This window comes from Chitinophaga sancti (genome assembly GCF_034424315.1).
Taxonomy (GTDB): domain Bacteria; phylum Bacteroidota; class Bacteroidia; order Chitinophagales; family Chitinophagaceae; genus Chitinophaga; species Chitinophaga sancti.
The window spans coordinates 3,824,585-3,849,705 of record NZ_CP139972.1 but is presented as its reverse complement, the minus strand read 5'-3'; the positions used below and the strand labels follow the sequence as shown (position 1 = coordinate 3,849,705).

Below are 25,121 nucleotides of genomic sequence, written 5' to 3'. Positions count from 1 at the left end.
TTTAAAAAAAGTAAAAAAGCAATCATGAAAAAATATATCATATACGGTTCCTTTGCTGCTATGGGCATACTGTCTTCAGTATCCTGTACAAAAAATATTACCGAATTAAATACGGACCCGACAAAACCAAGCCAGGTTAGTTCATCAGCATTGTTTGCAAGTGCTACAAAAGAAATGGCGGATGCGATCACCAGCACAAATGTGAACCTGGGCATCTTCAGGCTCATTGTACAACAATGGACAGAAACCACTTACATCGATGAGAGTAACTATAACCTCGTCACCAGAACAATTCCTGACAACTTCTGGGATGCATTTTATACAGATGCACTGATGGATCTGAAAGAAGCAAAAAAAGTGCTGGAAGCTGATGTAAATACAAATGCTACTGTAAAGAAAAATATGTTGGCTCAGATCGATATCATGTCAGTATATGGTACCTCTGTATTGGTAAATACATTTGGAAATGTACCTTATACTTCCTCCCTGAGTTCAGACACCCTGTTCAATAAATACGACGATGCACATACCATCTATACAGACCTGATTGCACGTTTAAATAAAGACCTGGCTAACCTTGACGAAAGCGCAGGAGGGATGGGTACTGCTAACCTGCTCTTCAGCTCTGATGAAATTGCAAACTGGAAGAAATTCACCAACTCCCTGAAAATGCGTCTGGGGATCCTGCTGGTAGATGTTGATCCGGCTACTGCACAGACAATCGTTACCGAAGCATCTGCAGGGGCATTCAATACACAGGGCGAATATGCAAAATTTCCTTATTCAACTATTCCGCCAAACACCAACCCACTGTGGGAAGACCTGGTACAGAGTGGTCGTCAGGACTTTGTAGGTTCCAATACATTTGTTAATTATATCAATTCAGTAGAAGATCCAAGAAGACCTTTCTATTTCACAACAGTTGGTGGTATATATAAAGGTGGTACAAATGGATTGAAGAGCCCTTATGCAAACTTCTCCCATCCTGGTTCACTGTTAGAAAAGAAAGACCTGCCAGGCGTATTCATTGACTATTCAGAAGTTGAATTCATCAGGGCAGAAGCAGTAGAAAGAGGTTGGGCTGTAGGAGGCTCCGCTATTACCCACTATAATAATGCAATCACCAACTCCATAATATATTGGGGTGGAACAGCAGACGAAGCCCTGACTTACCTGGCAAGAACAGATGTAAACTATCTGACTGCTGGCACAGACTGGAAACAGAAGATAGGCATGCAGGAATGGATTGCGTTGTACAACCGTGGATTTGATGCATGGACCGCACAGCGTCACCTGGATTATCCACAACTGGCCCCTCCACCAAAGGCCCAGTCCGGATATCCGGTTCGTTTCACTTACCCGATATCAGAACAGAACCTGAATACCGAAAATTATAATGCAGCAGCTTCAGCCATTGGCGGGGATGCAGCAGAAACAAAATTATTCTGGGATAAATTTTAATAAGCAATACCCATATAGAAAAGGTTGCCGGTTTTTACCGGTAACCTTTTTTAATTAACCCCTCCTGGCCCCGCGTCTAACCCCCTCCTTATCAAGTAAAAAAAACATTCTGCCCGGCTTTTACTGTCCTTACCTCCGCAGTCAACTTTCATACCTTCCGGCGCAATTGAACTTTTATAACAATAGAATGTTATACTAGTAAGTAGTAATTTATTGAATCGCCCGAAACTGAAATCCAAAATCTGAAACTGTAAACTGAAATCTAAGAGAACGACCATGTCCTGATCCTAAACCGTCAGGATATCTCTATTTGTAAGTTTTTATTCAAAGCCATTTTGCATGGACCCGAGCCGCTACACGCGGTAATGACTTTTCCCATGTCTGATGGACATATAATAAATCAGCAACGCTATGTTAAAGCACTTACTTACCTTCCTCATTCTTGTTACGCTCATCACAGGGCTACATGCGCAAGAGCGTGTCGTAACCGGTAAAATCACCGGCCCTGATGGTGCCCCTGTTCCCTACGCTACCGTTCAGGTCAAGGGAACCACCAGAGGTACGACTGCCGACCAGTCTGGTATTTTTAAAATAGCCGTGGATGCCAACAAGGTGGTATTACAAATTCGAAGTGTTGGCTATACCATGAAAGAAATCTCTGCCACCAGTGGTAGTACAGTTAATATCTCGTTGGTGCAGGATAACCAAAATCTACAGGAAGTAGTGGTTACAGGTCTCGGCATCAAACGTGAAAAGAAAGCACTGGGTTATGCCGTCCAGGACGTAAAAGGTGATGAACTCACCAAAGCCAGTCAGGGCGATGCGCTTAGGGCTATGTCCGGTAAAGTTGCTGGTATGCAGGTTATAGGTTCTGGTGGTACACCGGGCGCTTCAACATTCATTAAATTAAGAGGTACAAACTCCCTCACGGGTAACAACCAGCCACTGTTTGTAGTAGATGGTATTCCGGTGGATAATGGACAAAACTATTCAGGCGACCCTTCAGATGGTACCAACAACCTATTGCAGGGCGCTACCAATACAAATCGTGGCGCAGATATTAACCCGGAAGACATCGAAAGTATCTCCGTCTTAAAGGGTCCAGCGGCCGCAGCCTTGTATGGTATCGACGCTGCAAACGGTGCAATCATCATCACCACCAAAAAAGGTAAATCCGGCAGAATGCAGGTTGATTTTAGCACAGGAGTTTCCTTTGATGTAGTGAATCGCTTGCCTGGAATTCAGAAACAATTCGTGAAAGGAACCGGTGGTGCCATTGCGCCATTTAGTTCTACGAGCCGTTATTCCTGGGGTGCGAACATCGATACTCTTTTCTGGGATGGCAACGGTAATGAATTCGACAAACACGGTAATGTGGTAGGTGCTTCTAACCCTAATGCAAAAACCAAGTTTGTTCCTTATGATAATACAAAAGATTTTTGGCGTACAGGAGCTACCTACAATAACTCGCTTTCCTTTACAGGTGGTACAGATGCTGCTACTTACCGTATGTCTGTTTCCCACATGTATCAGAACTCAATTGTACCGGTGCAAAGCTATGCACGTACGGCCATCTCAATGGCAGGTACATTGAAGATCTCTGAAAGAGTGAAAGTATCTGCAAATATGAGTTACACAAATGATGGCGGTAATATGCCTCAGAACGGTAGTAATACTTCAGGTATTATGCTCGGTTTGACAAGAACGCCAATATCCTTTGATAACTCAAATGGAGGTCTGAAAGCAGATAATCCTAAGGCTTATATGTTATCAAATGGTCTGGTAAGATCATATAGAAATGGTATTTATGATAACCCATACTGGACGATCAATAAAAACCCATATACAACAAACGTTAACCGTCTGATCGGTAACATTCAACTGGACTGGAACATCTGGAAAGACCTCTCCCTTACTTATAGGTTAGGTACAGACGTTTACCAGGATAACCGCCACCAGTATTATGAAATACAATCTGGTGCTTATTCCGGTGGTCGTGTATTTGATGACAGATATACATATAGGAGTGTGAATTCAGATGCGATCCTGACCTGGGCAAAACAAGTCTCCAAAGATTTCAGGCTGGATATTAAGGTGGGTAACAACTACTACTCCCGCAAACTGGATGAACTGTATGTACAGGGGGATGGTCTGACTGCATCCGGTTACGACAACATCAGCAATGCCACCGTACAGAAGTCTTATAATTTTGTCACTCCTTATAGAAGGGTATCCGGGTATTTCGATATCAACTTTGATTACAAATCAATGTTATTCCTGGAAATCACAGGTCGTAATGACTGGTCTTCTACCTTACCTAAAAACAGCAATTCCTTCTTTTATCCATCTGCCAGCTTAGGCTTTGTATTCACAGAGCTGCAGGGACTGAAGGATAACGATGTGCTCAGCTTCGGTAAGATCCGCGTATCAGCCGCCCAGGTAGGTAAAGACCCGGGTACGTTCCGTACCCGTTCATTCTACTCTCCAACTACATTTGCGGATGGGTACACCTCAGGGGTATCTTTCCCGTATGACAGTAAGGGTAGTTTCTTCCTGGACAATACATTGGGTAACCCTAACCTGAAACCAGAAAAGACAAATTCATATGAAGTAGGTTTGCAACTGCAGTTCCTACACAACAGGATAGGATTGGATGCGACCTACTACTATTCAAAAGGTACTGATCTGATCGTACAATCACCAATAGCAGCTACTTCCGGTTTCCAGTTCGTAACCCTGAATGCGGGTAGTATCCAGAACCATGGGGTGGAACTGACCTTAAGTGGCAAGATTATCGCAGACAGGCCATTTACCTGGGATATGAACATCAACTACTCCATGAACAGGAGCAAGGTGCTGAAACTGGCGCCAGGTATCAATCAGATTACTGTAAACGGTTTTACCGGTACAGTGATTGCGCATCTGCCTAATCAACCAGCAGGTATTATATATGCATATGGTTGGCTGAGAGATGGTAACGGAAATATCGTAATCAGCGACAAGGCAGATGATTTTGGTTATCCGGTAGTCTCCACAGAGCAAAGACCTGTGGGTAATCCTAATCCTAAATTCCTGATGGGATGGGGTAATACCTTTGCCTATAAAGGATTTACACTGTATACATTAGTGGATTGGAAATGTAAAGGAGATATCTGGAATGGTACCCGTGGTTCACTCCAGGCAATTGGTACCTCTAAATATACTCTGAACAGAGGTGAGCAACACACATTCCCTGGCGTGATGGGTCACCTGAATGATGCCGGTGAACTGGTGCATACCGTGGGTGGTGCAGAAGTAGCTGGTGCAGGTTCTTCCAATACAACTGCTGTAGCGCTGGATCAGGCCTGGTATCAGGGTAATGGTGGTGGATTCGGCGCACAAACAGAGACATTTATTGACGATGGTTCTTATGTAAAACTGCGCGAAGTAACCTTATCCTACGATTTCAAAGGATTCAGAGAATCTAAATTTATCAGGGGGATTACGGTAAGTACGTTTGCACGTAACATCATTTTATGGACTCCATACAAGGGCATTGACCCGGAAACAAGTTTGACAGGGGCTACAAATGCACAGGGTATTGATTACTTCAATATGCCAGGTACCAGCAGTTTTGGTCTGAATTTGAAGTTCCATTTCTAAACCGTTAAAAAGTAAGATCATGTTACGAACAATAAAATTTATCATACCGGTCCTGATATTAGTGATAGCGGCAGGAAGTTGTAAAAGGGCCTATTTTTATGATGGTATCAATGAAGATCCTTCCAAGCTGCACAATCCAACGCCCTCTTCTATGTTAGCAGGGGTGGAACTGACTTCAGCTTACAACTGGGGTGGTGATGCTTCCAGGTTTGCCTCTCTCTTTACGCAGCAAACAACAGGTGCTGCTAACCAATCCGCTAACTACACACTTTATAACCTGACACCAGATGACGTGGATAACATGTGGAATGGTGGATTCTATGCGGGTATCATGTCCAATTGTGATACGATGGTTAAAATTGCAATTAGTTCAGGACAACTCCATTACGCAGCTGTCGGTATGATCCTTCTGGCTACTAACCTGGGTCAGGTAACTGATTTCTGGGGAGACGTACCTTATTCAGAAGCTTTTCGGGGCCTGAATAATATTTCACCGATATACGATAAACAACAGGCATTGTATGATACTTTGCATGCGCTGCTGGACAGAGCCATCACTTATCTAAGTACAGATGATGGCGCTGCATTTCAGCCCGGTTCTGGAAATGACCTGATATTCGGGGGAGATCTGGATCTCTGGATCAGGTATGCACACTCCCTGAAAGCGAAATTTTATCTGCACACAGTAAAAGTGAATGCCTCTGCTGTGACCAAAGCCCTGGCACAGATAGACGATGGATTTGCGGCTGGAGAAGCGGCTCATATTAAGTTTGTGGGTAGTGCCGCCGTAACCACTCAGAACCCCTGGTTCCAGTTCAATGACCAGCGTGCGGATATTTCTTTTGAGGGATACCTGAACGACATCATGGCTGCAGCAGGAGATCCCAGATACGATGTTTATTTTGATCCTTCTGACAATACTTTGCTTGGTTCCCTCTATGGTTCAGCTAACTCACCTGTATACTTCATGAGCTACGATGAGCTGAAATTCATTGAAGCAGAAGCACAGTTCAGAGGCGCTAACCTGGCCGCCGCAGCCACCGCTTACAATGCCGCAGTAGCCGCAAACCTGCAAAGAACAGTGGGTAGCACCGCTTATGCTGCAACTGTAGCCAAGACTGCAGCAACAATCACACTTAAGGATATAATGGTACAAAAGTACATTGCATTGTTCTTAAGCCCCGAAACCTGGACGGATTGGCGCAGAACCGGTTATCCAACCCTGACAGCGCCATCTGGTAATGTATTGAACGGTTCATTGCCAAGGTCACTTTATTATCCAAGCAGTGAGGTGAGATATAATACCAAGACACCTTCAAACACAACTTTAACCAGAAGGGTTTGGTGGGATGCTCAGTAGTGAGGAACGAATTCTAAAAAAGAAATGGCTGCCAAATGGTGGCCATTTCTTTTTTAGAATTTATTTTACATCCTCTTTTTTACATTTGTATCGAAAATTAAATCTAACATGGAAAATCAGCAGGAAGAACAAAGCCAGCTTAACATAGAATTGACCGAGGAAATTGCAGAAGGTACATACGCCAACCTGGCGATTATCACCCATTCCAATGCAGAATTTGTAGTCGATTTTGTGAATGTAATGCCCGGAATGCCAAAGGCTAAGGTAAAATCCCGCGTTATTCTGACTCCTCAGCACGCTAAGCGCTTTATGAAGGCAATGTTGGATAACATTAAGAAATTCGAATCGATCCACGGGCCTATCCAGGACCAGGAGCCGGTATCCCTCCCAATGAACTTTGGAGGACCTACCGCTCAGGCCTGATAAACACCAGATCAACTGATACAAAAATCAATAGCACGGAAATCCATCATGAGCCAGATTTTCTCCTATCCTCATTTAAGGGAATTTACACAGGAAGTTTTTAAACGCATGGGCTGTTCTGAGGAACATGCAGTTACAGCCAGTGAAGTTTTATTATCAGCAGATCTCAGAGGGATTGATTCTCATGGGGTAGCGCGCCTTATCGGTTATGTACGCCTTTGGGAAACAGGTCGTGTGAATGCCACTCCAGATATAAAGGTGGTACATGAAACCCCCAGTACAGCTGTCGTAGATGGTGATCGGGGCCTGGGCCTGGTCGTAGCCCCTTATGCTATGCAGGTGGCCATTGCCAAAGCAGCCAATGTAGGTACCGGCTGGGTCAGCGTAAAGAACTCCAACCATTTCGGCATTGCAGGCCAGCATGCCATGATGGCCCTGGAACAAGATATGATAGGTATGGCGATGACCAATGCCAGTCCTCTGGTAGCGCCTACTTTCGCCACCGAGCGTATGTTGGGTACCAACCCCATCGCCGTGGCTATTCCCGCCAAAACCCAGCCCGCCTTTGTAGCAGATTTTGCTACAACCACTGCTGCCAATGGTAAGCTGGAAATCCTGCAGCGTAAAAGCCAGGAAGCCCCTACCGGATGGATCCAGGATAAAGATGGTCATTCCAGCACCAATCCCCATGAACTCAAAGATGGCGGCGCCTTGCTGCCATTGGGAGGCGACCGTGAACACGGTAGTCATAAGGGATATTGCCTGGGAGCGATCGTAGATATATTTTCAGCCGTGCTGTCAGGTGCCAATTACGGACCCTGGGCACCTCCGTTTGTAAGTTTCCTGCCTTTGGCACCTGATCCTGTAGGGGAGGGGTTGGGCCATTTCCTGGGAGCAATGCGTGTAGATGCATTCCGCCCTGCAGATGAGTTCAAGGAACATATGGACAAATGGATCACCCGTTTCAGAAATGCAACACCCGTCGCCGGAGAGCAGGTATTGATCCCCGGGGATCCGGAACGTGAAATGGAAGCCCACCGCCGTCAGGGAGGTATTCCATTACTGGATCCGGTGGTAAAAGATCTGAGAGAAGTTGGTGGAAAATTTAAATTGAGCTTTTAAAGTCAGGAATTAAGCGCGAACTTGCGCTTTTTATAACAGTTACGTCAAACACATAACAATACAACAGTAATGAAGATCTTAAAATTTGGCGGCACATCGGTAGGTAAACCTGAACGTATGCATGCCGTGGCCCAACTGGTGACCGCTGATGACGCTCCAAAAATCGTGGTGTTGTCTGCATTATCTGGTACTACCAATGCCCTGGTTGAGATAGGAACATCCCTGTCTGAAGGTAAAAAGGAGCAGGCTAAGGGTCAGATAGACAAGCTGGAAGCTCACTACCGCTCATTCATTGAGGCGCTGGTGAAGCAGCCTGAAGCACGTGCGAAGGCTGGTGCTGTTATTGACGAACATTTTGAGTTCCTGAACATCATCCTGAAGATCAGCTTCAACGAGGCATTGAACAAGGATATCCTGGCCCAGGGCGAATTATTGTCCACCAAACTTTTCAGTGTATATCTGGAAGAAGCAGGCATAAAATCAGTACTGGTGCCGGCGCTGGATTTCATGAGCATTGATGAAAATGAAGAGCCGGAAATCCCTAAGATCAAAATCCGTCTGAGCAATCTGCTGGATAAACATAAAGCAGAGAAGATCTTCATAACCCAGGGTTACATCTGCCGCAATCACAGAGGAGAGATCGACAACCTGAAACGTGGTGGTAGTGATTATTCCGCATCCCTGATCGGTGCAGCCATCCAGGCTGAAGAAGTACAGATCTGGACAGATATCGACGGTATGCACAATAACGATCCCCGTGTAGTAAAGAAAACTTTCCCGATCGATCAGCTGTCATTTGATGAGGCTGCGGAGCTGGCGTATTTTGGCGCTAAGATCCTGCATCCTGCATCTATCTGGCCTGCACAACATTTCAACATTCCTGTAAAGTTGTTAAATACAATGCAGCCGGAAGCACATGGTACGATCATTACTGAATTGCCTGGCGGTGACGGCGTGAAAGCGGTAGCTGCAAAAGATGGTATCATTGCGATCAAGATCAAATCCAGCCGCATGCTGCTGGCGTACGGTTTCCTGCGCAAGATCTTCGAAGTATTTGAGAAATACCGTGTACCTATTGATATGATCACTACTTCAGAAGTAGCGGTTTCCCTGACAATAGAAAATACACCACAACTGGATCAATTGCTGAAAGAATTGCAGCCATTTGGTTCAGTAGAACTGGATCATCATCAAACGATCGTATCCATTGTGGGTAATGAAGTGGCAGCAACGCCTTCCATCCTGAAGAAACTGTTCGAAGCATTGAATGAAGTGCCTTTGAGAATGATCTCCTATGGAGGTAGCCGTCATAATATTTCTATTCTGATCGGTGGTCAGCATAAGGAGAAAACTTTACAGCTACTGAATAAAGGGCTGTTTGGCCTGGAATAGTAAGCTAAGCTTTTTATAAAGGAACAGGTCGTCTCTTATTAAAGGAGACGACCTGTTTTTTTATGGAGATTGTGAGGGAAAGCCGCTGATGTAAATATACTAATATTATTAGTAAATACTAAAAATATTAGTATGGCATAACTTGATAACAAACCACATCTTTCGGCTTTTTTGGGGCTTCCCGCAGAGGAAATCCCCAAACCCAGCCCAGCATTGCCGTATGTCTATTCATTCCCTTCATATCACACGGATAAGGGGTGACAATGATGAAAAAACGGCGAAAGTAAAAAGGGGCTGATGTTATTACATCAGCCCCTCTGTATTTTGAAAGAATTGGTTCGGTTAATATAACCATCCCTGGCCTCTGAATACTTCACGGAATGGCCATGGAGTGAGAATGAGAACAAGTATCAAAACAATACCAAAGAAAATTAATCCCTTTTTATGTTTTAATGCATCAGTTGAAGCTTTTTTTACTTTTGCACGACCAATGTGAACAAGGATAAATGCAATAGCAGCCATCGTAATGTGCTCTACGAGATAAAAACGTTGCAAACTACTATGCATTGCTTCGCCTACATTCGCTCTTGCCGCAGTTACAACATCGCTTGTAAAGTAGACAATTAGGCCCACCAGTAATTGCAGGTCAAATGAAATCATGAAAAATAAACCAGCTTTGTTGTCAGCACCGGTAAAAGGAGTCTTTCCACTAACCCCTTTCCATGCACGGAAAACAGCCCAGACACCAGTTAATAAGATAGCCCACCTTAGCAGTGAGTGAATAATTACCATTGTTTGCATAAAATTGAGTTGGATTTCCAGACAAAAATAAGTGAGAATCACCGGATTTATTTGGTTATTCCAAAAATTATATACTAAATTTGTTAGTAATTGTACTAAATAATTTAGATTATGTCAGTTGTATGCCGCAATTTAAAGTTTCTGCGTAAGCAGAAAGGATGGACGCAGCAGGAGTTTGCTGATAAACTAGGGATCAAACGTTCCCTCCTGGGAGCTTATGAAGAAGAGCGTGCGGAGCCCCGTACAGAAGTACTGGAACTGGTCAGCGATATGTTCCGTGTCTCTATTGACGATTTACTTCGCCGTGATGTCGGTTCCCAAAAAGATACATTCCTCGAAAAGCGCCGTCAGCAAAAGCTGGGTACTAACCGCCAGGTCATAGAGTTTGTGCCGGTAAAAGCAGCGGCCGGTTACCTGGCAGGTTATAATGATGATGAATTCATCGAAGAACTCAACACCTTTACCCTCCCGATGATGGGTGCCGGTAGTTACAGAGCTTTCGAAATCGCCGGAGACTCTATGTTGCCTACACCTTCCGGCTCCGTGATCGTATGTCACAAAGTAGACGGTTGGGAAGATATCCGTAACAATGAAGCTTATGTCGTGGTGACCAGCAGGGAAGGAATTGTGTATAAACGTTTGTTAAAGAGTAACCGCACAAAAGGTAAACTGACACTGGTATCTGATAACCCTCAATTTGAGCCATATTCCGTAGGGATGGATGAAGTGCTGGAACTCTGGCAGTCCGACGCAGTGATTAGCAAAGCTGGTCCTCAAAGCCGACTGAGTGTGAACCATCTGGCAGATATGGTAAGCCATCTCCAGGATCAGGTGAATATGCTGAAGAAAAAGGCTAGGAACTAATTACAACCTCAATTACTTTTGGATCAATTAAAATGCATAGACTTCTAAGCATTGGGAAGGATATGCGCAGGGGCAACGCGTGTCGTCTCCTTGACAAGAGAAATTATTTCAGTCAGGCATTCATTTCAGCAATTATTCAATCAATCAATTCGTTAATAATTCACTCGTTAATTAATCATGCATTCATTCATCAATCAATCGTTCATAAACCAGAATTCGATTAATTAATCATTCAAACATTTATTTGTAAACCAGCGTTTAATACTAAATCAGTCAATCTAAATAAAGAGTATCAAAGTAACCAGATAAATTAATTAAATACAAAGCTACTTACTCCAACCCCCTTTATTAATCATCTCAATTTAGAACTATGCGAATAGCATTTGTGGACGCATTGCGCCAGCTGGAAGACACTGGAGACGCAGCTGTAACCCTATGGGAGAATAATACAAAGAGGGTAGTATTATTAGCACCAGAGGATAATTACACACAGGAGCCGGATTCACAAAATGAAATGTACATCGTCATGTCAGGATGTGCAGAAGTACAGTACAAAGACAAGATCATAGACCTCGATTCAGGAGATTATCTGTTCGTGCCTGCCGGAACCTGGCATAAGTTTATTAACGCGACAAAAGACTTTATGCTTTGGAAGATAATAGCATAACTGCGATTTTTTTAAGCAAAAAGCTCAGCATAATTTTCATTTTAACAAGATAAAAAAGCGCCTTCTTTAAAATGGAAATATCCTTTCATTAAATGGAGAATCTTTTTTTAAGAAGATCAATTCAATAATGAAGATCATCTTTCATTGATTGAAGAATTTTTTTATAAAATGGGGAGTTCCTTTTATGAATTGTTAAATGAAAATAAGCTCCTGGTATCCGAACAGCTTTTTAGAAAAATCAGTATCTAAACACCGCCCTTCTTAGAGAAAATATCAGAAAATGGCTGCCGCTGTTTTGAATGTATTACAATGCGCATTCACAATATGCCTCAGCTGCGGAGAATACCCTCCTCCCATAGCTACCGCACAGGGAATTCCATACTTCTTAATATTATTTAAGACCAGTACATCTCTACAGCGGCATCCTTCTTCTGTTACTTTCATCCTCCCATACCGATCTGTAGATAAAATATCCACACCAGATAAGTAAAAAATAAACTCAGGCCTCTTCCGGACCATCAAAAATGCTAAACAACTAGCCAGCTTATTTAAATACTCGTCATCAGTCGTACCATCAGGCAAACCAATATCCCACGCAGATGTCTCTTTATGAAATGGATAATTATGCTCTCCATGCATACTAAATGTAAACACCTTTTCATGTTCCTCAAATATTGCAGCCGTGCCGTTCCCCTGATGAACATCCAGATCTATGATCATCATATTCCTCACAAGTTGATGATGTAACAGGTAATTTGCCGCTATCGCAAAATCATTCATCAAACAGAATCCTTCGCCCCTGTCGGCAAACGCATGATGCGTACCACCTGCCACATTCAATCCAATACTACCATTCTCCAATGCATACAATGCACAATCAATCGTACCCTGGCAAATCACCCGTTCCCGCATTACTAGCGCAGCTGATTGTGGTAGCCCTATACGACGTACTTCCTTCTCACTTAATTGCAGATTTTTTAACTTATTCCAGTATTCAGGAGTATGGGTCAACAGGATCGTTTCTTCACTCACAGGCTGAGGTTTATGAAACATATCTTCCTTTACAACACCCTCTCGTAACAACTGCTCAGGAATTAACTCATACTTCGCCATCGGAAAACGATGACCTTCAGGTAATGGGTGTGCAAATATGGGATCGTAAGCTATCAACATGACTTAATCTAATCGTTAAAACATAATTCGGGCAATGAATACTTTTAATTTATCCTAAAATCTACCCCAGACAATCTACTCTGACCGATCCCGCTCTAACCAATCCACTCTAACCAATCCTTCATTTCCCCTTCATCGTTAAACATCTACCCTCCTAACCACTACACTACCCAATCTTCAACACACTATTATTCGCAATCACAAACACCGCATCCGCCTCCTCCATATCCATCATTGCCAATCCCGTAAATCGCCCGAACGCCGGCAAAATACTACACCTCCTACCAAAATAAAAACACGGCAACCGCAACCGCTGCCTTCCGGCCCCAGACACTGCTACCCCCGGATGTAGATGCCCCGAAAAGGTATACCTCGCGTCATCCCACTCCTCACATGGCTCATGCACAAAATGAATCTCATTAATCTCTAACTCATCATACACTTCCACATCCAGCTCCGCATACACCCGCTCCGCCATAATATCATGATTCCCCTTTACCAGCTTAAATTTTATATGCGGAAACTGCTGCCTCCATAACTTAAATAAAGGCACATCATTATTATGACTACTGTGAAACATATCGCCTACAATAATCACCTGCGCAGGATCATAAACAGTAATCAGCTTTTGTAAACGATACAAATCATCCTGACCAATATGCGCAGGAACAGCAATACCCGCCTTCCTGAAATGTGCAGACTTTCCAAGATGTATATCCGACACAATCAAAGCCTGTTCTTCCTTCCAGAAAACAGCCCGCTGGGCAGATAACAGCCAGGTCTGATTCCTGAACGTATATATCACTTCTTCCATAGATTCCATAGATCCCTGCAAGGTCCGATTTTATTAAAATCTGAACGTATTTTTTATTAAAACGGCGAACACATTTTTACCAAAATCTTTAAACATATTACTAAAACTCCGGACGCATTTTCTTAATCCTATCCTCCAGCTTTTCACTCGTCAACTGCTCACGCAAACTATCCACCTTAATCGGAAAACAAAACGGTGTCAACTCCTTCGGATAAGTAATCACAATTTTACTATTATTAATTCTCTCCATACTCTCCCTCAACCGCGCTTCTTCCATCTGGTAAAAAAACGCCTCGTTAAAAGCCTGTCTCAACAACAAATTCTGCGAATCGTATTCTGTAAACACATTAAACAACAAAGATGCCGATGACTGCAAATGCCGGCTTTGTTTATGCTTCCCGGGATAACCCTGAAAGATCAATCCCGCGATCACCGCAATATCCCTGAACTTACGACGCGCCATCTCCGTAGAATTCACGCTGGCCTGCAGGTCAGTACTCAGATGATCCAGCGAAAACAATGCATACACATCATCCTGCGTCAGCGGAATCGGCTGATCTGAAAGCAACTCAAACCCATAATCATTCATCGCAATAGAAAACGTAATCGGGGTCCGCTTACTCAACCTGTAAGCCAACAAGGTCGCCATCACTTCATTTACCAACCTTCCCTCAAACGGATAGGCAAACAAATGATACCCATCCCGCGTATGGATCATTTCTATTAATAACTCATCAGCCTTCGGCACATGAGAAAGATACTCCTGTAAATTAAAAAGCGGTTGCAAAACCAATAACTCCGGCTCCCTTGTATTTCCTGATAATGCTTCATTAAACGTCTCCCGCAGAATCTTTCCCAGGTTCGGTGAAAGCGGTAATCGTCCCCCCATCCAGCTGGGAACGATCGCTTTCTTAGCATTAGACTTTCTCACCAACACCGTCATATCCTTGATCATCACAAACTCCAGGATACGACCACCCAAACTAAAAGTATCTCCAGCCGTCAGCCGCGCTATAAACCATTCTTCAATCATCCCAATAAACCCACCTCCCATAAACTTCACCTTCAGCATAGCATCACTTACTATCACCCCAATATGCAAACGGTGCCGCATGGCCTGCATACGACTACGGCAAATAAAGAAATCACCCTCCCTGTCTATTTTCTTAAACTCATCATAACTATACAACGCATCTCCTCCCGTAGTCAAAAATGCAAGCACCCATACCCATTCATCCTCCGTCATGTCACGGAAGCAAAATGTATTCGTCACTTCTTCCCATATTTCAGGGGCATGAAAGCCATCAGAAATAGCAAGGGTCATCAGGTATTGCAGCAATACATCGTAGGCAAGAATCACCGGCATCCGGCTTTCTACGATCTGTTGTGCGATTGCAGATTTCAATGCCGCCGCCTCCACCAGTTCCAGGCTATGTGTAGGCAAAAACCATATCTTACTGGTGGCACCGGGTTGGTGCCCACTTCGTCCTGCACGCTGTAAAAAACGGGCCACCCCCTTAGGACTACCCACCTGGATCACTGTATCCACTGGTCTGAAATCCACACCCAGATCCAGGCTGGATGTACACACAACTGCTTTTAAAGTACCTGTATGCAAGGCTTCCTCCACCCAGATACGCAATTCCATATCAATAGATCCATGATGTAGTGCCAGGGCACCCGCCAGATCAGGACATTGCCGCAATATTTCCTGGTACCAGATCTCTGTCTGGGAACGTACGTTAGTAAATATCAAAGTAGTACGGCTCTCATTCACAATCGGCAATGCCTTGTAAAGCAACCTTGTACCCAGATGCCCAGCCCAGGGATATTTTTCTATCTCATCAGGTAGAATACTTTGTAATTCAATTTTCTTATCAATCTTCGCCCGCACAATCACCGCTTCGTGATCGTGCACCCCCAGCAATACCTCCATCGCCTCATCCAGGTTCCCGATGGTTGCCGAAATACCCCATATGCGCAAAGGAGAACGTCCTGCTTTTTTCGCCAGTCCTTTCAACCTGCTAAGCCCTAATTCTATCATCACCCCACGCTTGGTTCCCAGTAATTCATGCCATTCATCCGCCACCACGGTGCTCAGTGACTGAAACACTTTCGGGTATTCTTTTTGTCCGATCAGCAGATGCAAACTTTCAGGAGTAATCAGCAACACCTCAGGCATATTTTTCTTCTGGGCAGCGCGTGCAGATACCGGCGTATCCCCACTGCGAATACCTACCTGCCAGGGCATGCCCATTTCTTCCAGTACCTCTTCCATGGCACGCGCAATATCCTTGGCCAGCGCCCTTAGCGGCGTGATCCATAGCAATTGTAGTCCATTCTTTGTTTTGGATTGATAGTCCTTTGGATGACGGTTTATCCAGTCAATAACGACTCCCAGAAAGAGAGAAAATGTTTTACCGTAACCGGTAGGTGCATTGACAAGACCTGATTTGCCTTGCAGATAATAATTCCAGGCTTCTTCCTGGAATGCAAATGGCTGCCGGTCTCTGGCGGCCAGCCAGTCCGTTACCACTTTCCATCCACTCGCTGTTTGTTTCATGAGTGTATGAAATTAAGGAAAAAGCAGGAGATTATTTTTTGAGGAGATGACTGTAAAGCCTGATGATGTGCAAGGTGCCTTTCGCCAATAGTTTAGTAACATTATCATCTACTGCATCCCTGATGGCTGCATTATTATAGGTAGAATCAGGTTCCCATTCAAGTTGGCAGCTGCATCTTCTTTTTTCTTACAGGCAAACAAAACCAGGATAGTTTTTCATAGGGTTAACTGATCATTTCCTTTAAAGATACACGGTTATTTTGAACTTCCAGTTCGTGCATTACCCCGCATTTCAGGGCATAATTCCCCTTCTGATGACCCACCGGAAAATTGAAACAAACAGGGTACGAAAAATCCTTTACTTTCTCATGAACAATGTCAAATACTGTCCTCCCAAATTCCTCTCCCGGGTCATCCGCTTTTAACCTGTTAAACCCACCAATTACCAGCCCTGACAGGTTATCCAGTTTATGCGCCCGTTGTAAACTGTTAAAATAACGATCAATGGTATAGAGGTATTCACTCACCTCTTCAACAAAGAGAATTTTACCGATAGTATTCATCTCTGAATTCGTACCCAAAACACTGGCCAGCATAGAAAGATTCCCACCAATGAGCACACCCTTTCCTGTACCAATACGATTATTAGCATCAGCGGGTGTCAGGTATTGCATATGCTTCCCTGTGAGTGCCTGTTGAATAGAAAGAATCGTTTCCTGCACCACAGATTCTGCTTTCGCAAAATCATCAGGAAAACTGTTACACATCTTGGAATGCAATGATGCAATACCAAACAGCCTGTTAATATGACAATGCAATACTGTAATATCACTAAACCCAATCACCCATTTCGGATGCTGTCTGAAATAATTAAAATTCACCTGGTCAATAATGCGGGCGCAGCCATAACCACCCCTTGCACACATGATTGCCTGAATAGATGGATCATCCAGCATCGCCTGCAAATCCTGCAACCTTTCAGCATCTGTACCTCCAAAACTAAAATCACTTTTACCAACGGTATTCCCTACACGGACCCTGAAACCCCAGCTCTGCATAATACGGATAGCAGGCATGATCTCTTCCTGTGTAATATGGCCGGCAGGACAGGTAATTCCAATAGTATCACCAGGTCTGAGATAGGGGGGGAGTATGGTTAATTTCTCATCTTCCTCAATAGGTGCAGGAAGATGAGAAAAGGCAGAAAGCCCCAGCGATGTAATGGCAATAGAAGAAAGAAAATGCTTACGATTCATTTCATTAATGTAAGCATTAATCTCCAGATATTATGCAGGTTGAATATGCCTTTCTGCCCAATGATCTACATATTGGCCATCCTTCACTTTCACAATATCAATTGTCGGCATCTCTACTTTTTTACCCGCTTCAAATCCCATGAAAGGAACCCCAAGTGTGCCACGGATTGTTTTTCTTGTAATCACTGTATCACCTTCTTCAAACATCTCATGGATCTCAATCGTTAAATCCGGAAATGCAGGCTTCAGTACATTGTTATAAAAAGCCAGCAAACCCGCTTTACCCTTGTCTGTACCCGCGGGTGCAGTATGATTGGTAAATGATGGAGATACGATTGCGTCAAACACTTCCAGATCGCCCTTTACAAGCACTTCTTCATTGAATCTTAATACAACTGCTTTTGACATAATGATGAATTTATATCAGCAAAATTAAGCAGCATTACAAGGGAGGGAATAACGTTAAAAGCTCAAATTGTTGCTTTTTTAGCTCGGAGAGAATGCGGGGTATTTCCAAACTCCTGTTTGAAGATCTTAATAAAATGAGGTACGTTTTCAAAACCACATGCCAGCGCTATTTCCGATACGTTCATGTCATCATTGAGCAACAACATACGAGCATGTGCCAGCCTTTTTTCGTTGATCCATTTCTTCGGAGAACAATTAAAATACTGCTGAAAGTCACGTTTAAAAGAAGCCAGGCTACGTCCTGAAAGCTGTGCCAGTTCACCTAATGTAAGCGGTTGCAGTAAATGGGTATTCACAATGTATTCAATATTCGCAGGTTGTGCATGCGTAACACTATGAAAGAAGTTCAGGATGTCTTTCCGGTGCTCGCTTGCGAGCAACAATAAAAATGCTTCCTGTATTTTCAGTTGTAAGATCGCCTCCATATTTTCTGCACGGTTTTGAAAGAACAACATGTATTGTTCCCTGAAACTCTGCAACAGCTCACTGGCTGGCAGCATCACATACGATTGGGGATCACTGATAAGTTGTGTGGCTTGTAACTGATGCTGACGAAGAAAATTTTGCAAAATACTATCCGGGAAAAACAGGAGCAGGGCCTCGTACTCAAAGCCATCCGGTACTACTTCCGTCATACCATAAAGTCCTCTCTTCAAAAGCACAATACTGGAAGGATTTACGTTCAATACTTCATCTCCCAGGAAGATCTTTTTATTCCCCGCAAGGGCAAATAAAATAGTATGCTCTTTCAGAAAAATAACCCGCTTATGTGCACCCATCGCCTTCTTATACTTCGCATAAGTGTAAGTATCGGATTGTAAAACAGTCCAGTTAAATTCTTTGGTATATTCCGGATAGCGGATGATCATGGTAACGTATTAATACACCACACGGTGCGTAGCCTTGATCACAGACATCACGAACACGCTTTCCATATGACCAATATTATCCAGTTCCCCCAGCTTATTCACATTGAAATCGTGGTAAGCGATCATATCTTTTACCTGCACTTTCAGCATGAAGTCGAACTGCCCGGAAATGTTCAGGCATTCCAGTACTTCAGGGAAAGAAGTGATTTCCTTGATGAATTTTGCACCTGCTTTCTTGCCATGCTCTTTGAGAGAGATGTAGCATAACACGGTAAGGCCCTTGTCTATCTTGCTGGGGTCTACAATAGCAGCATACTGACGAATAACACCGGCCTGTTCCATCTTACGGATACGTTCGTAAACGGGGGTAGCGCTCAGGTTAAGACGCGCTGCCAGGTCGCGGATGGTCATCTTGGCATCCTCTTCCAGCAGTTGAAGGATGGCGATGTCTTTTTCATCCAACGCAATTTCGGTTGCAGTATCTTTTTTAATTGTGTTGTTGCCCGGGTTCATATTGTATAGAATATTATTCCAATTAGCCTGCGAAAATAAGTACAATATACTAAATTTCCCCCGTCATTGCTTGTGCATTTTTAATAATAATTGCAGATCCTCCAGGGTATTGATCTCCTCCGGTGGCTTATCCTTCCTCCAGCGGCTGATACGGGGAAAGCGCAGGGCAACCCCCGATTTATGCCTGTTGGACGCGGCAATGCCCTCAAAAGCAATCTCAAAAACCAGTTCCGGCTTCACCGTGCGCACAGGGCCAAACTTCTCAATCGAGTTCCTTTTTACCCAGTTATCCACCTCATTGATCTCCTTATCCGTTAATCCGGAATACGCTTTAGTAAACGAAACCAGCTGGTCCCCGTCCTTTACCGCAAAGGTATAGTCCGTATACAAATTTGATCGCCTTCCATGACCTTTCTGGGCATAGATCATCACCGCATCAATCGTCAGCGGATCTATCTTCCATTTCCACCAGTCACCTCTTTTGCGTCCTACCTGGTAGGCAGAATCCCTTTTCTTTAACATTAATCCTTCGCTTCCCTTTTCCCTCGCCAACATCCGAAACGCTATCAAGGCTTCCCAGCTATGAAACGTAATCACCGGCGATAACCGCAATGCAGGATGATTCACCTGCTCCACCACCTGCTCTAATAATAACCTTCTTTCAGATAAGGGAGATGTCCGGATATCCCTTCCTTCCCACTCCAGCAGATCATAACTCAAAAACACCACCGGTGCCTCCTGCAATTGTTTCTTCGTTACATTCTTTCTTCCAATACGCGTTTGCAAAGTCTGAAATGGCAATGGAAAATCATTGGTATACGTTAAGATCTCCCCATCAATCACAGTGCCATCCGGCAAGTGCTCCAGCAAGGGGCCATACTCCGGAAACTTTTCCGTAATCAATTCTTCCCCTCTCGACCATACAAATATTTGCCCCTGTCTTTTAATGATCTGCCCCCGTATACCATCCCATTTCCACTCTGCCTGCCATTCTTCCGGAGAACCCAATACATCAGGAGAACTCTCCAGCGGATAAGCAAGATAAAAAGGAAAAGGCTTCGATGCATCGGCGCCGGTTACGTCTTCATTCAGTAACTCATCAAGTGTGATGGCCCGCGGATCCCAGTTCCCACTGATCATATGAGACAAAGTCGGCGCCGGAATATCATGCGTATTCGCCAGCGCATTCACCATCATCTTTTGTGAAACCCCGATCCTGAAACTACCGGTGATCAGCTTATTAAATACAAATCTTTCACCGGTATCCAGTTCATCCCATGCATTGAGAATGAATGTTTGTTTCTCCTCCTCATTCGCTTTCTCAAGTGCAAGCAGGCTTTCCAGCCAGTAATGCAACGGATGCACAGCAATATTTTTTCCCGCAGGTAATAATAAAGCAATGGTTTCTGCCAGGTCACCCACAGTATGATAACATTCTTCAAACAACCAGGATGGTAAATCTGTCATTTGCAAACACCAGGTCGCCAGCTGCGTGGCATTCACCGTTCTCTTAGGCCGCCGGCCTGTGAACAGGGCTAACACCCATATACTATCCTTTGGATCTGCACTGGCAAAATATTTACTCAGTGCATCCAGCTTTTCATTCGTTTTTGTGCTGTTGCTCAGTAATTTTATGAGGTGTGCAAATGCTTTCATGATGGATTCGTTTCTTCTTCTTCAGTAACACCATATTCAGTTTTTACCTCTTCAGCAGGAATACTATTTTCCTGCAGATACCGTGCAAATGCACTACTAAACCCATGCGTGGTATATACCTTCTCCGCACCTGTTGCTTTCACTGCCGATAATAAACCATTCCAGTCAGCATGATCAGAAAGAATAAAACCGGCATCTGCATTTCTTCTGCGCATATGGCCCCGAACCTGCATCCAGCCACTGCATACGCCTAAGGAATAGGGGTTGAAACGCCGCATCCACGTGGTGTCCGCAGCAGAAGGCGGGCCAATCACCAGGTTATTTTTAAACACACTATGTGGGGTATCCGGGGTGATACGATGCAATTCAGGCAGATTCCAGCCCTGCTCACGCAATAGCTGATTCGTAATATAAATAGCACCATGTGTCCAAATTTCCGGGCTGATATCTCTTAAATGATACAACAGGCGCTGCGCCTTACCCAGGCTATACCCCAATAATACACTGGTTTTACCGGCCTGTTGATTTTCATGTACCCATGTCCGTATGTTATCAAACACCACCTGCTGTGGTTGCCAGTTATAGATGGGTAAGCCAAAAGTACATTCTGTAATAAATGTCTGGCAAGGCACAGGTTCAAAAGGCACCGAGATCCCGTCATTTTCTGTCTTATAATCTCCGCTTGCCACCCACACACTTCCTGCATATGATACTCTTATCTGTGCAGAACCAATCACATGGCCCGCCGGATGCAGGGAAATCGTCACCCCATTCATACGGATCTGCTCTCCATACGCCACTCCCTGCACACTGATCTCTGCCCCTAAGCGGAGTTTCAGAATGGCTACACTATCATGATGACAGAGGTAATGTTGGCTTCCGCCACGGGCGTGGTCAGCATGTGCATGTGTAATCACTGCCTTTTGTACAGGCAGCCATGGGTCTATGTAGAAATCTCCTTCAGGACAATAAATGCCCTTATCTGTGAATTGAAGTAACTCCATGAATAGGAATGTACAATTATCATGCACATAAAAAAAGCCTTACCCGAAGGCAAGGCTTTTTTATTATTAATTGAAGTTCGTTTTATCTTATTGGAAGTTCATTTTTATATCACTCGAATCTCCTTTCTGGATGATATAGATATTCTTGTTCTCAAAATAGTCAGGTTGCTTATCGCCCTCTTTCAGGTAGATTGGCTGGTAGTTGAAGCTGCTGAATACTTTCTTATTAGGATCATTCATATCCTTGTTGAAGTACACACCATTTGTGCTCAGTTGTTTCACAAAATACCATGTCAGCTCAAAACCTTTGAACGCCATATCCGATGGACGGGATTTATATACACGCTTCCAGTAATCATTGATATAATGGCTATACATATCCGTTTTATCATTGAAATAAGGGGTAGTATAAAAGATTGGCAGACCTTTGAATTCAGGTTCTTTAAATTTCATGATATCCCAGGTCGGCATACCAAACACCTGGATAGGATAAGATGCTGTTTGCGTGCTCAGTCTGCGGATGATAGCCTTGGCATTCGCTTCATCCAGGGAAGTTACGATCACCAGGTTCGGCCGGTCAGCCAGCAGGTATTGAGAGAGGGCCAGGTCAGACATGTTATCATCCCATACTACTTCCCTTGGTTTGGTTTTCTTGCTGCTCTGCAATTTCTCATACTCAGCCTTGATATCAGCAGCAATACGTTTTTCGAAAGGCGTATCGCGGTGAATCACGAGGATATTTTTAGTCGCGAAGCCATCCTGCAGGTAGCGTTGTAAGGCTTCGCTATGTGTTTTCAGCAAACTGTTGGTAATGATGAAGAACGGGTTTTCGTTCACACCAGCATCATTTGGATAGGTAGCCGAAACAAGGTTAATCTGTTTCTTTTTGGCTATATCACTCAGATCTTTGATCTCCGGCGTACCTACGGCAGCGATGATCAGGTCTGTATTGATCAGGTTTGCACCCGACAGGTTCTGCTTATTCTTACTGTCGTAAACAGTTACATTCAGTTTTACACCCTGGTTTTGCAGGCTGTCCAGTGCCAGTTGCGCACCTTCATAGAAGTCCAGACCCGGCAGAATATAACGGGGCAGGGAGCGGGTTGGCATATCTGTATTCACTGAATCCAGGTAAAGTGGGGCGAACAACGCTATATTATAGGTGTCTTTTTTTATTTCCCGGGCAAAAGCTGGTACATTAAACGGAATGACCTTAGAAGATTTTCCATCATCCTTAGGTTTTTCGTCCTTTACAGTTTTCGCAGTTGTTGGCGGTGGTGTAGTTATTCCGGTAGTCTTCTTACTGGAAGAACACGCAGAAAGCATTACAGCCACAATGGATGCAGTAATTAATGGCCTGCATAGAATGGATTTACTCATAGCGATCGTTAAAATACAAAAATCATGCAAATGCAACAGGAGATATGGTTCCTGGGGCAAATGATGTTGGTCAGCTCTCCTTAAAAAGGAACAGGCTGCAAGTTAAAATACTATTACACTTACAGCCTGCCTGGAACTATTCCCATTCGATGGTAGCCGGTGGCTTGGAACTGATGTCGTATACCACGCGGTTAATACCTTTTACCTTATTAATGATGTCGTTAGACATTTGAGCCAGGAACTCGTAGGGGAGGTGTGCCCAATCCGCAGTCATGCCGTCTACGGAAGTAACCGCCCTGAGGGCAACAGTAAATTCGTAAGTCCTTTCATCACCCATAACGCCTACACTCTGCACAGGAAGGAGGATCGTACCTGCCTGCCATACTTTATCATAAAGGCCATGTTCACGCAGACCCTCTATATAAATAGAATCTGCTTCCTGCAGCATCGCTACCTTATCTGCGGTGATCTCACCCAGGATACGGATAGCCAGACCAGGACCTGGGAAAGGATGACGACCCAGGAAGATCTCACTGATACCAATTTCACGGCCTACACGTCTTACTTCATCTTTGAAGAGGAAGCGGAGCGGTTCTACCAGCCCCATATTCATCTTCTCTGGCAAACCACCTACATTATGGTGTGATTTGATGGTAACAGAAGGACCATTTACAGAAACAGACTCGATCACATCAGGATAAATGGTACCCTGACCCAGGAAGGAGATGTTCTGCAGCAGGATAGCTTCCTGCTGGAATACTTCGATAAAGAGACGACCAATGATCTTACGTTTCTTTTCAGGATCGCTCACACCAGCCAGTTCACCGTAAAAGAGGTCTTTTGCATTCACCCCTTTCACGTTCAGGCCCATATGTTTATATGAATCCAGTACAGTTTCAAACTCATCTTTGCGGAGCAGGCCATTATCTACGAATATGCAGTAGAGATTGCTGCCAATTGCTTTATGTATCAGCTCTGCAGCTACAGTGGAGTCAACGCCACCGCTGAGGGCCATTACTACTTTTTTATCACCTACCTGTGCCTTGATTTTCTCTACCGTTTCCTGTACAAATGCAGCAGGCGTCCAATCCTGTTTGCAACCACAAATATGTACAAGGAAGTTGCGAAGCAGGGTCTTACCTTCCAGGGAGTGGGTCACTTCCGGGTGGAACTGGAACCCTACCATGGGGAACGGCGTCCTGGTATCGCATTTGAAAGCAGCTACCGGAATGCTGTCGGTTTGGGCAATGATCTGGAAACCTTCCGGCATACGTACGATGGTGTCAGAATGGCTCATCCATACCTGGCTACGGGGAGAGATATCGAAGAGGGCCTTTTCATCTTTATTATCGTGCACCATAAAGGCACGGCCATATTCCCGGATATTGCTCTTGGCTACTTCACCACCAAAGTTTTTAGCCATCAGCTGGGCACCGTAGCAAACGCCGAGTACAGGCACCTTTGCCGCCATGGCAGCGATATCTACGCTAGGTGCATTCTGCTCGTTCACAGAGAACGGGCTGCCTGATAGAATAATGCCTTTAACTGTATCATCCCATTGTACTGGTTGCAGACAAGGTTTGATTTCACAATAAATATTCAGTTCCCTGATGCTGCGCGCGATCAGTTGCGTATACTGGGAACCGAAGTCGAGGATAAGAATCTTTTCTGTCATGGTGGTGCAAAGATAAAG

Annotated in this window: 20 protein-coding genes; 8 read left to right on the top strand and 12 right to left on the bottom strand. The window is 44.2% G+C overall.

Annotated features, from left to right (window positions below; translation table 11 throughout):
* Positions 1-24 precede the first annotated feature (24 nt).
* The 6 genes from U0033_RS14755 (at position 25) to U0033_RS14730 (ending at position 9,400) form a co-directional block, all read left to right on the top strand.
* Positions 25-1,461, top strand: a complete 1,437-nt coding sequence (locus U0033_RS14755) for a SusD/RagB family nutrient-binding outer membrane lipoprotein (protein WP_072362740.1) — start codon at positions 25-27, stop codon at positions 1,459-1,461.
* Positions 1,462-1,872: 411 nt separating this feature from the next.
* Positions 1,873-5,103, top strand: coding sequence for a SusC/RagA family TonB-linked outer membrane protein (locus tag U0033_RS14750; protein WP_072362671.1), 3,231 nt, complete (start codon positions 1,873-1,875; stop codon positions 5,101-5,103).
* 19 nt (positions 5,104-5,122) lie between these two features.
* Positions 5,123-6,463 carry a SusD/RagB family nutrient-binding outer membrane lipoprotein gene (locus U0033_RS14745; protein WP_072362670.1) on the top strand — a complete coding sequence of 447 codons (1,341 nt, stop codon included), beginning with the start codon at positions 5,123-5,125 and terminating at the stop codon, positions 6,461-6,463.
* Positions 6,464-6,571: 108 nt separating this feature from the next.
* Entirely contained in the window at positions 6,572-6,886 is a 315-nt protein-coding gene (locus tag U0033_RS14740) for a DUF3467 domain-containing protein (RefSeq protein ID WP_072362669.1), read from the top strand.
* A 48-nt stretch (positions 6,887-6,934) separates the two neighbouring features.
* Positions 6,935-8,008 (top strand): Ldh family oxidoreductase, encoded by a 1,074-nt coding sequence (locus U0033_RS14735; protein ID WP_072362668.1) that lies wholly within the window; start codon positions 6,935-6,937, stop codon positions 8,006-8,008.
* Positions 8,009-8,077: 69 nt separating this feature from the next.
* Entirely contained in the window at positions 8,078-9,400 is a 1,323-nt protein-coding gene (locus U0033_RS14730) for an aspartate kinase (RefSeq protein ID WP_072362667.1), read from the top strand.
* Between the two features lie 342 nt (positions 9,401-9,742).
* Here U0033_RS14730 and U0033_RS14725 read toward each other — a convergent pair whose 3' ends face one another.
* The gene (locus U0033_RS14725) at positions 9,743-10,201 is read right to left on the bottom strand and encodes a hypothetical protein (protein ID WP_072362665.1); all 459 of its coding nucleotides are present in this window, start codon (positions 10,199-10,201) and stop codon (positions 9,743-9,745) included.
* A gap of 111 nt (positions 10,202-10,312) precedes the next feature.
* Here U0033_RS14725 and U0033_RS14720 point away from each other — a divergent pair, with 111 nt between their 5' ends.
* Together U0033_RS14720 and U0033_RS14715 are read left to right on the top strand one after the other, a co-directional pair.
* Positions 10,313-11,065, top strand: coding sequence for an XRE family transcriptional regulator (locus tag U0033_RS14720; protein ID WP_072362664.1), 753 nt, complete (start codon positions 10,313-10,315; stop codon positions 11,063-11,065).
* 370 nt (positions 11,066-11,435) lie between these two features.
* On the top strand, positions 11,436-11,732 hold the full coding sequence (locus U0033_RS14715) for a cupin domain-containing protein (protein ID WP_072362663.1): 297 nt from the start codon (positions 11,436-11,438) through the stop codon (positions 11,730-11,732).
* A gap of 273 nt (positions 11,733-12,005) precedes the next feature.
* Here the strand turns inward: U0033_RS14715 and U0033_RS14710 are convergent, their stop codons facing one another.
* From U0033_RS14710 to guaA, 11 genes are all read right to left on the bottom strand, one after another.
* A complete protein-coding gene (locus U0033_RS14710; protein ID WP_072362662.1) occupies positions 12,006-12,905 on the bottom strand; it encodes a histone deacetylase family protein in 900 nt (299 codons plus the stop codon).
* A gap of 166 nt (positions 12,906-13,071) precedes the next feature.
* On the bottom strand, positions 13,072-13,719 hold the full coding sequence (pdeM, locus tag U0033_RS14705; protein ID WP_177318629.1) for a ligase-associated DNA damage response endonuclease PdeM: 648 nt from the start codon (positions 13,717-13,719) through the stop codon (positions 13,072-13,074).
* A 100-nt stretch (positions 13,720-13,819) separates the two neighbouring features.
* A complete protein-coding gene (locus U0033_RS14700; protein WP_072362660.1) occupies positions 13,820-16,282 on the bottom strand; it encodes a ligase-associated DNA damage response DEXH box helicase in 2,463 nt (820 codons plus the stop codon).
* A 224-nt stretch (positions 16,283-16,506) separates the two neighbouring features.
* Positions 16,507-17,538: a S66 peptidase family protein gene (locus U0033_RS14695; RefSeq protein WP_072362659.1), complete on the bottom strand. Its 1,032-nt coding sequence runs from the start codon at positions 17,536-17,538 to the stop codon at positions 16,507-16,509.
* A gap of 30 nt (positions 17,539-17,568) precedes the next feature.
* Complete coding sequence (locus tag U0033_RS14690) at positions 17,569-17,946, bottom strand: ester cyclase (RefSeq protein ID WP_072362658.1); 378 nt, start codon at positions 17,944-17,946, stop codon at positions 17,569-17,571.
* 62 nt (positions 17,947-18,008) lie between these two features.
* On the bottom strand, positions 18,009-18,875 hold the full coding sequence (locus tag U0033_RS14685; protein ID WP_072362657.1) for a helix-turn-helix transcriptional regulator: 867 nt from the start codon (positions 18,873-18,875) through the stop codon (positions 18,009-18,011).
* Between the two features lie 9 nt (positions 18,876-18,884).
* Positions 18,885-19,388, bottom strand: a complete 504-nt coding sequence (locus U0033_RS14680) for an Lrp/AsnC family transcriptional regulator (protein ID WP_072362656.1) — start codon at positions 19,386-19,388, stop codon at positions 18,885-18,887.
* Positions 19,389-19,451: 63 nt separating this feature from the next.
* Complete coding sequence (locus tag U0033_RS14675; protein ID WP_072362655.1) at positions 19,452-21,044, bottom strand: ATP-dependent DNA ligase; 1,593 nt, start codon at positions 21,042-21,044, stop codon at positions 19,452-19,454.
* Complete coding sequence (locus U0033_RS14670) at positions 21,041-22,048, bottom strand: ligase-associated DNA damage response exonuclease (RefSeq protein WP_072362654.1); 1,008 nt, start codon at positions 22,046-22,048, stop codon at positions 21,041-21,043. The genes U0033_RS14675 and U0033_RS14670 overlap by 4 nt, the downstream gene beginning before the upstream one ends.
* A gap of 87 nt (positions 22,049-22,135) precedes the next feature.
* A complete protein-coding gene (locus U0033_RS14665; RefSeq protein ID WP_083571595.1) occupies positions 22,136-23,428 on the bottom strand; it encodes an ABC transporter substrate-binding protein in 1,293 nt (430 codons plus the stop codon).
* A gap of 136 nt (positions 23,429-23,564) precedes the next feature.
* Complete coding sequence (gene guaA / locus U0033_RS14660; RefSeq protein WP_072362652.1) at positions 23,565-25,103, bottom strand: glutamine-hydrolyzing GMP synthase; 1,539 nt, start codon at positions 25,101-25,103, stop codon at positions 23,565-23,567.
* Positions 25,104-25,121 lie beyond the last annotated feature (18 nt).